The organism is Ignavibacteriales bacterium (genome assembly GCA_016709765.1).
GTDB lineage: Bacteria > Bacteroidota > Ignavibacteria > Ignavibacteriales > Ignavibacteriaceae > IGN3.
This window is the reverse complement of record JADJMD010000009.1, coordinates 124985-138604: the sequence shown is the minus strand read 5'-3', so window position 1 is coordinate 138604 and position 13620 is coordinate 124985. Positions and strand designations below refer to the sequence as shown.

Genomic DNA, 13620 nt, shown 5'->3' with positions numbered 1-13620 from the left:
TACTAGAATAATTGTGATGTTAATAACAATCGTTAATCGTTTAACTCTTCTCCTACTTCTTTCATAATTGTCTTTCATTAACATCTTTCTAATTATTTAATTAGCTGCATTTTTTTTGTTGACGTGAAATCGCCTACCTGCAATTTGTAAAAATAAACGCCGCTTGAAAGTTTAGAAGCATTAAACTCCACTTCATAATTTCCAGATGGTTTAAATTCATTTACAAGAGTAACAACTTCGTTTCCAAGTACATCGTAAACTTTTAATGTTTGATAACCACTCACTGGTGATCGCCAACTTATTTTTGTACTTGGATTAAATGGATTTGGATAGTTTTGTTCTAAAAAATATTTAACTGGAATTCCAATCTCAATTTCAATTATATTTGAATACTCAAATGTCCCATCGAAATCAATTTGTTTTAGTCGGTACTGATATTTGCTAGAAGTTAATTTTTCATCTAAAAAAGTATATGATTTAGATTCCGTTGTTGTTCCATAGCCGTTTACAAAAACAATTTGTTTCCACTCATCATTACTTACGGCAGACTGTGGACTGAAGACTTGTTTTCTTTCTATGCTAAACCCGAAATTATTTAACTCTGTTGCAGTTTGCCAATCTAGATTGACATTATCACCATCAACGGAAGCATTAAATGATAATAACTCTACAGGAATTATAGAAGGAGAAAAACTTATTATCACTCCCAATTCGCCTGTCACAAATATTCCTGTTGTGTCTTTTATTACAAAATCACTAAATGATTTATTTGTATTCGTTTGCTTAACGACCCAGGTTTCTCCGCCATCAGATGAAGTTAATAGTGTACCAGCATAGCCAATAATTATTCCCTCGTTTGTATTTAAGAATTTTATTCTTGTCAGACTTTCATTTGTTGGAAGTATTACAGTATTCCAACTATCTCCACCATTTGTAGATTTTAAGAATTCTCCATTATCACCAATTACAAAAAGTGTACTTGCATTTCTATACGCAATATCCCTTAAGAATGCAGTTGAGCCACTAACAATTGAATTCCAAGTAGAACCTCCATCAATAGTTTTTAAAATTATTCCATCTGCACCAACAGCAATCCCAGTATTTGAATTTAGAAAATCGACTCCCCATAAACTGGATGTGGTACCAGACGCAATTACATTCCAACTATCACCAGAATTTGTTGATCTTGATATTCCACCATTAATACCAACAATAAATCCTATATTATCATCTAAAAATTTTATTTTGGCAGGATTACCATTGAAACCACTAAAAGTATGATAATTCCAATTTTCGCCAGTATCAGTAGTTTTATATATACCAAGGCCGTAATAGTCAATAAAATAGCCTAAACCAGAATTGAACAATACAACATCAATTGGATAAAGACTATTAGATACGCTCTTATCCACCCAAGTTTCACCACCGTCAGTGGTTTTTAGTATTTTACCTTTTGATCCAGTGACGAGACCAACATTTGAATTTTGAAAAAATATTGAGAACAAATACTCGCAATCATTTTCTGATAACTTAGACCATGTTGTACCACTATTTATTGTATATAAAATTATCCCCCCTGCACCAACAGCAATTCCAACAAATGGTGTAATGAAGTAAGCATCATTTATGCTAGCTGTAGTTCCAGTTGTTAATTCGATCCAATTTAAACCTACATCAGTTGATTTAAATATTTTACCTAGGGTACCAAATACATAACCAGAATTAGCATCAGAAAAAACGATTTTATTACAACCATTAGCTCCAGTAAGTACAATTTCATTCCAACTATTTCCGCCATCACTTGTTCTAAATATCTTATTAGTATAAACAGAAGTGATAAATCCAATATTACTATTGACAAATGTTACATCTGTTAATAACCAGGGAGTGGGTAAGGATGTATAAAGCGACCAAGTTAATCCGGTATCTGTCGATCTATACACACCACCAGAATTTCTAACTATAAACCCGTTATTTGCATCAGCAAATTGAATATCTTTAAGTGAATAATAATTTGTGAAAGAAACATTATTCCAATTTACGCCGCCATTAGTTGTATTCAGCAGTAATCCATCATCTCCTACAATAAAGCCATTATTTTGATCAAAGAAGTAAGCGCTATTTAAGGTTGTATCTATTGGTGAGCTTTGTTGTTCCCAAGTAGTTCCACCATCTGTCGTTTTTAAGATTAATCCTCTATCGCCGACTAAAAAACCTAAAGTACTCGTAACAAAATATTTTCCATTTATATTTTTTGGTAAATAATTTGTGGTAAGTTCCCACTGAGTTCCACCATTTGTTGAATTTAAGATTGAACCATAATCACCGGCAGCAAAAACATTTGATCCTGCTGAATAATGAACAACATTAAGATCATTGCCCTGCGGCTTTGGATTATTCCAATGAAAATTTTCAAACTGGGCGAAATTTGATTCCCATAACATCAATGATACTAAAAGTATTATTATTTTATTTTTCATATGACTGTCTTATTGGTTAATAAATCTTACTCACTTAAATATCAGCCGCAAATGTTTTACCAAATGCGGCTTGTACACAAGGAGATTTTGATCGATGCTTCCCTTTCCTTGTAGGAATTTTTTAAATTTTTATTTCATTAAAATCATTTTTTTAGTTGATTTAAATTCACCAGCTTGAAGCTTATACAGATAAACTCCACTCGATAACTGTGATGCATTAAAATCAATTTCATAAATTCCTGCAGGTTTTTCTTCGTTAATTAGTGTTGCTACTTCATTACCAAGCATATCATAAACTTTCAAAGTCTGATAAAGGTTTACAGGTGATTGCCAGCTGATCTTTGTACTTGGGTTAAAAGGATTTGGATAATTTTGTTCGAGTGAAAATATTGTCGGGATATTTTCCATCAATTCACTTTTAACAGCTGTAGGATTTCCACAAAATGATCCGTCTCCTGTAATATTACCAGATAAACTATCCGAACAAATATCTGCAGTAGCAGAAATATTTAGAATGGCTTCGGAACCAACAATCAGGATGCTTTGAGCTTCTATAGTTATTATGCTTAGTAGCATTAATATTAATAGTTTTATTTTCATAATAATTCGGCTTTCATTATTGAATGGTTATTAATTAGTTATTCAGTAATGTTACTGGAAAATTTCGCATCCGAATTAGTTAACACCTGTTCTAGTTTTGCTAACCGTAATTGTAGCTCTTTTAATGTTTCTAATTCTTTTTTTAATAAAACATTTTCAGATTTTAATTGAGCGATTTCAGAATCTTTTTCTTTTTTCAATTCTTGCACAGCTTTAACAACTATAGGAAATAAATTTCCAGCAGATGCTTCAATCCTATCTGGATTTTCTTTTAATACTAGCTTTAACCATTCAGCCTCTGATTCCGTTTGAACCATATCAAGTTCTTGCGCAATGAATCCAGCGGTAGGTAAATCTTGCATTTTACTTCCATCAGATTTTCCGTCTGAATACCATTCTCTTTTATCCCAATTAAATTCTCGTGGGTGAATTTTCATCAAAAATTCTAATCCGAGTGATAAATCTTTTATATTCTTTTTATCACGAACATCAGATAGTGAAGTTATTGAAGTAACATTTGCGCGAATTGTTGTAATTAGATTATTACCCAAAGTTATTTCATTTGATACAGAACTTGAACTTGGTTGAGAATTGTATCCTATAAATATATTATTTGAACCTGAAAACATGTTACGCCCAGCAGAATCTCCAATAGCAGTGTTTCTATTTCCACTAGTATTAGAAAATAAAGAGTGAGTGCCAAACGCTGAATTTGATATGCCTGTTGAGTTACTAAATAATGATCCTAAACCAAAAGCAGAATTAAAACTGGATGTTGTATTGCTTCTTAAAGCACTGTAACCAAATGCGGAATTAAATGAACCGGTAGTATTTGGCGTTAATGTATGTGAACCAAATGCACAATTAAATCCCCCGTCTGTATTACTCTGTAGGGAGTTTAATCCAAAGGATGAATTTTCAGTTCCAGTAGTAAGCTCTAATAGAGTGTTTGAACCAACTGCTGTGTTTCCTTTTGAAAGGAAAGTATTAAAAAAGAAATTTCCGGAATTATTACCAATAAAAATATTGTCCGTACCTTTATCGTGTATAAATCTATTTGCACCCTTATATATTACTCCTGTATTATAATTAGTTGTATTGGCTAAATTTATTGAATAACCAATATTCACATTACCTTCGTCACCGGAAACTTGAAATACAGGAGCATTGCCATTGCTTTTGATGCTGAATACTCCAGCAGCACCAAGTTTTGCTTCAATGTTCTGGGGTAAAATATTAATTACTAATAATAAAAATGCGAATATAAATAGTTTAATTGATTTCATTGTTTGCTCTTTTAATTTGTTAAGTAATTATTTTATTAATATCATTTTTTTTGTTGATACAAAATCGCCAACCTGAATTTTATAGAAATATACACCGCTAGTTAGATTTGATGCGTTAAAATCAATCTCATAACTTCCTGCAGATTTGAATTCGTCAACAATTTTTGCAACTTCGTTACCAAGCGCATCGTAAACTTTTAATGTTACATTACCTTGTTGGAGAATTGAGTAGCGTATTTTTGTACTTGGATTAAACGGATTAGGATAGTTTTGTTTTAGTGAAAATTCTGAAGGTTGTGTATTATTTTCTTCACTGATATCAGTTACAACCTGGGATAAAAAACGGCGCCAGATATTGGAACCATTTGTGCCAGCAAACAAGTACTGGCTATCATTCCCTAATGACAGTACATAATATGCACCGCTGGCTAACCCATCATTAATCTGAGTCCAGGTATTACCTCTATTTGTGGAGCGCAAAACACCGTTGCCAAAACTTCCAACAAAAATATTTGAGCCGATAACTAAAATTGAAGTAACCCAAGGATCATTTAGCGAAAGTGTCCAGTTATTTCCGTTGTCAGATGAAATGTATACACCTCCAACTGAACCCTGGCTTGTACCTGCGATTAAAAGAGTATCAATAGTGTTAAGAGCAGTAATATTTGTATTCGTTAGTCCTGAACTTTTTTCAGTCCAATCAAAACCATTCAGTTGAAATACTCCGCTATTTGTTCCAATAAATATTTCACCATTATTCTCAACAATAGCTCTAACTTTTGTTTCTGCTGAAGGCAATCCAGTGTTTCTAGCAATCCAGGTAGATAGAGGGTAAAATTGTGGAAGCACGAACACGCCTCGTTCAGTTCCGACAAAATAATTTGTACTATTGCTTCGTTCAAGAATACAATTAACATCAGCCAAAAATGGGAGTTGCTCCGATTCAGCGGGGAAAGCTGTCCAATCCGCACCATAATTTGAGGACATCGAAATTCTTCCAGAAATCATACCGGCTAAAAAATTATATGGATGCGATGTGCCTACATTTAAAAGAGCTCGAATATTACTATATGGTAATCCACCTCCAACGTTTGTCCAATTTAATCCATTATTTGTTGATTGCACTAGTCCACCATTAGTACCGGCGAGTACTGCTGAATTTGAAATAGCAAAGCACTGAATCTGCCTACCGGTTAGAGTTACATCAGTGTTTGTCCATTGGGCATTTAAGTTTTGAAATAATAAAATGTTCGACCATAAAAAGAGAAATGTAAATAATTTCATTTGGTTCCTATCTGTGATTGATCATTTAGCAATCAGTTAAAAAATATTATAGGAAATTGCTTACTTATAATAGTCAGAAGACCGCCTCAGAGACGGTCTTCCGAAATGTAAGTCTTGTAATTATTTGAGAAGCACAAACTTTTTAGTGCTTGTAAATTCTTTTGAACCAACAGATGAAACAGCATTAATTCTGTATAGATACACACCTGAAGACAATTCAGATGCATTGAATTCAACTTCATGATATCCTGCTGATTGAATATCATTTACTAATGTTGCAACTTCTTGACCTAATAAATTAAATACAGAAATAGAGACTTTGCTTTCATTAGGTACGGCATAACGAATAGTTGTACTTGGATTGAATGGATTTGGATAATTCTGACTTAATTCAAAATCAGTTGGTGTTATACCAGCAAAGTCTTCAATTCCGGTCCAGCCTGTGGAATCTGCTATAGTAATATCATCAAAATAATATGTATCACCAGATGGGGAGTATCCACCTATTCTTATGGATATGTTTGCCTGACGATAGTTTGATAAGGATGCAACAACATTTGTATAATTTGCACCATTAAAATTAGGTTCTTTTAATCTAGTCCAGGTTGATCCGCCATCGTTGGAGGCCTCTATTGCAATGTAACCGCTTCCACTATTCGCTTTTTTTACCCATACAGAAATAAAAGGATTTGGTGCGTTTGAAAGATTCATTAAACCTGAAAGAGTAAGGTAATTGTACGATCCGCCTGAAGGAGGAAGCGACCAAACCTGAGCACCGCTGTATGCGTTTGCAGATTTAATTTCCATTTGTCCTGCAATCCAATATTTATTTGAAATAGAATCAACTTCAACATCATCAAATAATGGGATTCCTAGAGTTTTAGTGTTGTTATATATTTCAACATCATCAAGATGCCAACCATCTAAATTTGTTGAACTGTTAGAAGTGGTTTTAAATCTAATATAAGAAGCATTTAATTGTTTTATCGGAGTGATATCAAATTCATTTGATTTCCACAGTGTATTTGTATTACCTGTAAATCCAGATAAATAAATCCAGTTCACATTATCAAGAGAATATTCAATGCTGCCATAATCTACTGCAGGCTCAAATGCATATCTATGATTGAATCGTAAAACCGGTCTTGCAACGGACTGAGTATTAACCTGAAATACTATTCTTCTATCTGCGTTTGTTTGATAATTTGATCCAGGACTATCTTCCATTGCATGCGTTCCGCTATGACCAGGATCGCTGGAATCTTCTTGAGTAACTGCCCAGGGTAAATCGGAGGCCCAGCCAAAAGTGCTTTCAAATGTTTGAACAAACGGTGCTGTCTGAGGAATAACTGTAAAAGCAGTAGAAAGATCAGCTCTATCTGAACCTTGATTAATTAATAGCTGAGTATCACGTTCATAAATCTTAGCATAATACATTGCGTTCATAAATGTAAGATCAGTAAGTGTTGTTTCAATTGTTGCTTGATTAAAAATATCAAATACTCTTGTTTCTGTTCTGTTTTGTAAAGCTTCAGTTGTAAAATAATTGTTAACCTGATTTTGGTCAGTTGACAGTACGACTCTATAGTTGCCAAAATCTGCCGCAGTTGAAATACCCCATCTAACTTTCATTCCATTGTTAGTTGGCGTTAAGAGTGTTAATGCTTTTGGAGTTGGAGCATTGTCAAATAGAATATCATCAATATAGTATGTTCCACCTGAAGGATTGTAGCATCCGATTCTTACCACAACATTATTTTGTCTAAAGTTTGCTAATGATGCTTGAAACCAGGTGTACTGTGTTCCATTGAAATTTGGTTCGAGCAATGATGTCCAGGTCAAACCTCCATCACCTGAAGCTTCAATTTTTATATATCCACTTCCCCCATCAGCCTTTTTTACCCATAAAGAGACGTATGGATTAGGTGCACCTGAAAGATTAAGTTTTCCGGATAAGGTAAGATAATTATAACTACCACCTGATGGTTTTACCGACCAGACTTGTGCACCACTGTGTGCATTTGCAAGTTTTAAATCAAAACTGCCAGCTATCCATGCATTAAGTGAAGATGTGTCGGTTTCAACATCGTCAAAGAATGGAAATGTTTGAGTCCTTGGATTGTTAAATATTTCTACATCATCCAAACTCCAGCCATTTTGCTGATTTGCTGAATTAGAAGTTGTTTTAAATCTAATATATCCATTAGTTTGGTTTTTAAGAATTCCTACATCATAAGTTCTGCTTTCCCATTCGCTGCCGGTATTTCCAGTAAATCCATTTAGAGTTATCCAGTTAATATTATCCTGAGAAATCTCTACCGAACCATAATCAGTACTTGTTTCGAATGAATATTTATGATTGAATTTTAAAACAGGCCTAGAAACTCCTGTCAGATTTATCTGCATTGTTAATCTTCTATCAGCGTTGGCAGGATAATTACCTTGCGGGCTGTCTTCATAAGCGTGCGTTGGACTATGCCCTGGATCGCCAGCATCATCTGTTGTAATTGCCCAGGGCAAATCGGCAACCCAATTAACAGAACCTTCAAAATTTTGCACAAATGGAGCAGTTTGAGGAGTTAAATTAAATGCAGTTGATAAATCTGATCGATCAGAGCCTTGATTGACAAATCCTTGAGTATCTTCTTCATAAACTTTTGCGTAGTACAATGTATTTGCAAATGTCAAATCTGTAAGAAGAGTATCAAGTTTTGTTCTAACAAAAAAATCTAAAACTTTAGTTTCAGATCTTCCACTAACTGATGGAGCAACAAAATAATTATTAACATCACTTGTACTAGTTGATATAATAACTCTGTATTTATAAAAATCAGTTGCTGTGGATTGAACCCAGGTAACATTCATTCCATTATCAGTTGGACTTGATAGTAAAATCGGCTGCGGTGCTGGTGCATTATCAATTCTTATATCATCTAAATAATATGTTCCTCCAGAAGGTGCATAGCCGCCAATTCTTACAAGTACGTTGGCTTGTTTATAGTTAAATAATGGCACTTGAAATCTTGTATATTGTGCACCGCTAAAAGAAGGTTCTAATAATGATACCCAGCTTGAACCAGAATTTGTTGAAACTTCTATTTTCAAATACCCGCCACCGCCATCTGCCTTTCTAACCCACAAGGACATATATGGATTTGAGGTTGTCGATAAATCTATTGAAGATGCAAGTGTTAAATAATAATAACTTCCTGAAGTTGGAAGCATAGACCAAATACGGGTGCCACTATAAGCAGTAGCCTGTTGCATTTTCCAAACTGAAGCATCTCTTTGCCAGTAAGAAGATGATGCTGTTGTGTCTTCAACATTATCAAAGAATGGGAAAGTAACTTGAACTCCGTTAGGCGAGTCGTTTCCATTTCTTTGTGGTATAATTATTCCGCTGATAAACAAAATTATCAGAAAAAACATTGAAAGAACTCTTTTCATTTTTTGCTCCTTTTTATTATAGAATGAATCAGTTAGTTATTTTTTATGATTTCTCTATTATCAGGTGCAAATATATTTTTACTGAAGAGCGAGAAATGTCGTTAGTGTGTCAATGAATAGCGGATATGTAGCAAAATGTAATGAAAAGTAATTTTTATAAAATTGATTATGCTAAGAGTTGTGTTTATCTATAAATTCGGATGGCAAGCATTCAAACATCTGTTTGAACGCTTTTGTGAAGTGCGATGGACTATTAAATCCAACTTCAAATGCGATTTGGGTTACTGAAAATGTCTTTTCTAGTATCAATCCAGCAGCTTTTTTAAGTCTTATTGCACGAATAAATTCTCCGGTAGACTGCCCTGAAATTGATTGTATTTTTCTATGTAATTGGCTACGACTTAAAAATATTTGTTTTGCAAATTCCTCAGAATCAAAATCGGGATTTGAGATATTTTTTTCTACAATGCTCATTACATTTTGTAAAAATTCTTGATCTGCTTTATTTGGAGTAATATTTTCTGGTTTAAAGTTTACATCTTTACCAAACTTTTCTCGCAATTGCTTCCTTTGTTCTAAAAGATTTTTAATCCTTACAGATAATTCCCTCAAACTAAAAGGTTTTGTCACATAATCATCGGCGCCGGTTTCTAATCCTTCAATCTTACTATCAATTGATGCTTTAGCTGTTAGCAAAACAACTGGAATATGAGCGGTTCGCCAATCGGATTTAATGTTTTTACAGAATTCTATTCCATCCATTATCGGCATCATCACATCACTAATAATCAAGTCAGGAAGATTTTCAATTGCTTCAGTTAATCCTCTTTCGCCGTTTTCAGAGATGATTAGATTATAATCTTCCTTTAAAATATCTTTCAAAAAAATTCTCACATCTTCAGAATCTTCTACGATTAATATTGTTGAATTTTCGAGATGTTCTAACTTTTTATTGCTTACCTTTTCTGACTTTTGAATTTCATTAATATTTGATTCGATTATTTCAACAAAATGTTCTTCCGATGATTTTGTGCTATTTACGTCGTTGGATTTATTAACATCCATAAATTTTTGAAAATCATTCAAATAATTGTCATCCAATGGAATTTGAATAATAAATTCTGTTCCCGATCCTAATCTGCTATGTACATATATTTTCCATTCGTGCAGATCGACAAGTTCTTTAACTAATGATAAACCAATTCCGGAACCACTGTAGGCGCGTTTAGATGAATCATCAACCTGATAAAATCTATCAAATATTTTATCAATTTTATCTTCAGGAATCCCAATTCCAGAATCTTTTATCGAAACAGTAGTATAATCAAGATTATCAATTGATGTGTTTACAATTTCTATATTTATTGTTCCGTTATCTGGTGTAAATTTAAAAGCGTTAGATAATATATTATTTAAAATCTTTTCAATTTTGTCAGAATCAATCCAGGTAATAATTTCATCTTTAACAGAGTGAAACTTTAAAGTAATATTTTTGTTTTCTGCTAAACTAGAGAATGAAAAAGAAATTCCACGCACAATGGAAACCAAATTTCCTTTCTTAGCTTTTAATGGAATTGATGCAGCCTCAAGCTGTGAGAGCTCTAATAACTGGTCAATAAGATGTTGCAATTGCTCGCTATTTCTCTGAATTAGTTTTATCTGCTCTTTTTGATTTACTATTCTTCCACTTAAAAGCTGTTCCACTGGACCTTTAATCAACATCAATGGAGTTCTAAACTCATGAGAAAGATTTGCGAAAAATCTGGATTTCATAATCTCTATTTCACGAATCTTTTTTGCTTCTAAATCTTTTACCCTGAGTTCATTTCGTAATTTTGTTCTGCTCATTTCAAATGTTCTAATAACATATAGGCCAATAAAAATCAAAATAATGTATAATAAGTACGCCCAATTTGTTTTCCACATTGGTGGAGATATTTCAATATATAACTCTGCTTCTTGATTACTCCATATTCCATCGCTGTTTGTACCTTTTACTTTGAATGTGTAAGAACCCGGATTTAGATTTGTATAAGTTGCTGATCTATTAACACCTGCAGTTACCCAATCCTTATCAAACCCTTCAAGCTTGTATAAAAATTGAATCTGCTCCGATGCATTATAATCGGTTGATGCGAATTTTAATGTAACAACGTTTTGGTCGTAGGATAGATTAATTTCTTTTGCAAAAGCAATACTAGTTTTTATTGGAGAGTTATTTCCCGGAATTACACTTTGATTAAGTAATAGAAAATCTGTGAAAATAATTTTTGGTTGATAATTTGAAAGACCTATTTCCGATGGATTAAAAATTAATGGACCTTTTGCTGATCCAAATAACATTAGTCCTTTTTGTGATTTATAAAATGAACCGGAATTAAAAATATTACTCGCTAATCCATCAGCGCTTCCAAACTTAGTTGTAGCCTTAGTCTGTGGATCGAAACGCATTAAACCACTATTACCAGCTAACCATAAATAACCCTTCTCATCTTGTAATAGACCATTTATTGGTATATCAGTTAAGAGATCAGTTTCTGGAAAATTATCAAAAATTAAATTTGGATTATATTTATCATCATTTTCATTATTGATGATAACCTTGCTCAATCCATTTTCTGTACCTAACAAAAGAATTGTTTCAGAACTGATTTTGGAATCTATTTCACTTATAGATAAAATCGAATTATTAATTAATGTGTTGGATTTTTCTGGACTTGATTTCCAATAAATAAATTCACCACCATTTTTAGGGATAAAAAGATTTAAACCGCCCCCATTTGTACCGATCCACAATCTTCCAAGTTTGTCTTCATGCAAAGCCCAAACATCGTTAAAACTTAAACTGTTTTTAACGTCTTCGTCTTTTATCCATATTTTGTACTCACCTGATGTAGTATTTAAAGAAGCTAATCCGCCACCCCAAAATCCTATCCAAAGAAATCCATTTTTATTTATATGTAATGATTTGATATAATTAAATGCCGAAGTTTTAAAGGTAGGACTTTCAATTTTGATAAATTCCAATTTTTTTGTTGTTAGATCAAAATGAATTAATCCATTACCATAAGTACCAATCCACAAATCACTGTTCTCCCCTTTTTCTAAAGACCACAAGTTTAAATTATTTAGAGCATCATATTTTCTTAATTCGGGTTTTTGATTTGCAAGCTTGAGTTGAAATAATCCTTCGGAAGCGGCTAAGTAATATTCATCTTTTTTTTCGCTAATTATGGCCTTTACATCTGATGATAACAATTCTTGATATGCTGCAGAATTAATATTACTTGTAAATATGCTATTAAATTTTTGTGTTTTTAAAGAATGATAATTTAAACCCTTATCAGTTGCGATCCATAAAACACCGGAATTATCAACTAATAACTCATCAATCTGATTACCCAATAATCCATTAGAGTTTTTCTTATCAGTTACAAATTGTTCTGATATATTATTATTTAGATCTATACGAAATAATCCACCATAAGTAGCAGCCCAAAGAATATTTTTATCGTTAATTTTTTGTTCGGTTATGGATGCATAACTATTACTAAATTGTAAGGGTACTTTTGCAGTTATGGGAAATCTTGAAAATCGCTGATTTTTGATATCAAATTTACAAAGCCCATTTGCCGTTCCGATCCATAATATATTTTTATCAAAGATAGATTGATTAATGCGCCAAACAAGATTATTACTGATAGAATTTGGGTTTAATTCATTTGAAGTGAATACTTGGAAACCATCGGAAAGTTTTTTTGGATTAATTTTATTTAATCCATTATATGTGCTTATCCAGATAAACCCGTCCACATCCTGCAGTAAAGATGTAATGTAGTTGTTACTTAATATATTCATTAATCCTGGACCATATTTCCAGTTTTTTATTTCACCAGATTTTGGATCATATCTGTATAATCCCTGTGAATAAGTTCCAATCCAGATAAATCCGTTTTCATCTTCAAGTATTGTTGTAACGCTGTTTTCAGATAATTTATTTTCATCAAGATTAATTTGTTCAAATAATTCTGATTTGGGTGAATACTTATTTAGAGTGCCTCCTTTTGTTCCAATCCAAATATTTCCATTTCTGTCTTCGCACAAAGACCAAATACTATTATCAGAAATACTGTTTAGATTTTTTTGTTTATTCCTAAAGATTTTAAATTCTGCGCCATCATATCTGTTTAAACCGTTATCAGTTCCAATCCAGATAAATCCTGATTTATCTTGAAGTAAACAATTTATATCACTGCTAGACAATCCATCTTCAGCTGTAAACGATTTAAATATTTCATTTTGTGTATATTGAAAAGAAGCAACAATCAACACAAGGGATATTATTTTAAGAAAAAATTTCATTTACCTTTTTTTTGTTTTATAAAAAAATATTATGTAAGACAATCGCAACAAATTGCATAATATTTTTAGCATAAATAACTTTTAATATTTCTATAGTAATGATTTTAGGATATATTAAATTAAACTATTTGATAGCATGAAATAAATGGCTCCACTAATTT

Annotated in this window: 6 protein-coding genes; all 6 read right to left on the bottom strand. The window is 32.6% G+C overall.

The genetic code is table 11. The features are described 5' to 3' along the window. Window positions 1–92 precede the first annotated feature (92 nt). Window positions 93–2480 (bottom strand): T9SS type A sorting domain-containing protein, encoded by a 2388-nt coding sequence (locus IPJ23_04520; GenBank protein MBK7629960.1) that lies wholly within the window; start codon window positions 2478–2480, stop codon window positions 93–95. Window positions 2481–2609: 129 nt separating this feature from the next. Next, entirely contained in the window at window positions 2610–3080 is a 471-nt protein-coding gene (locus tag IPJ23_04515) for a T9SS type A sorting domain-containing protein (protein ID MBK7629959.1), read from the bottom strand. A 38-nt stretch (window positions 3081–3118) separates the two neighbouring features. After that, window positions 3119–4366: a tail fiber domain-containing protein gene (locus IPJ23_04510; protein ID MBK7629958.1), complete on the bottom strand. Its 1248-nt coding sequence runs from the start codon at window positions 4364–4366 to the stop codon at window positions 3119–3121. 27 nt (window positions 4367–4393) lie between these two features. Continuing rightward, entirely contained in the window at window positions 4394–5353 is a 960-nt protein-coding gene (locus IPJ23_04505; GenBank protein MBK7629957.1) for a T9SS type A sorting domain-containing protein, read from the bottom strand. A 417-nt stretch (window positions 5354–5770) separates the two neighbouring features. Beyond that, a complete protein-coding gene (locus tag IPJ23_04500) occupies window positions 5771–6361 on the bottom strand; it encodes a T9SS type A sorting domain-containing protein (GenBank protein ID MBK7629956.1) in 591 nt (196 codons plus the stop codon). Window positions 6362–9268: 2907 nt separating this feature from the next. After that, window positions 9269–13459, bottom strand: a complete 4191-nt coding sequence (locus IPJ23_04495; protein MBK7629955.1) for a response regulator — start codon at window positions 13457–13459, stop codon at window positions 9269–9271. Between the last annotated feature and the right edge of the window lie 161 nt (window positions 13460–13620).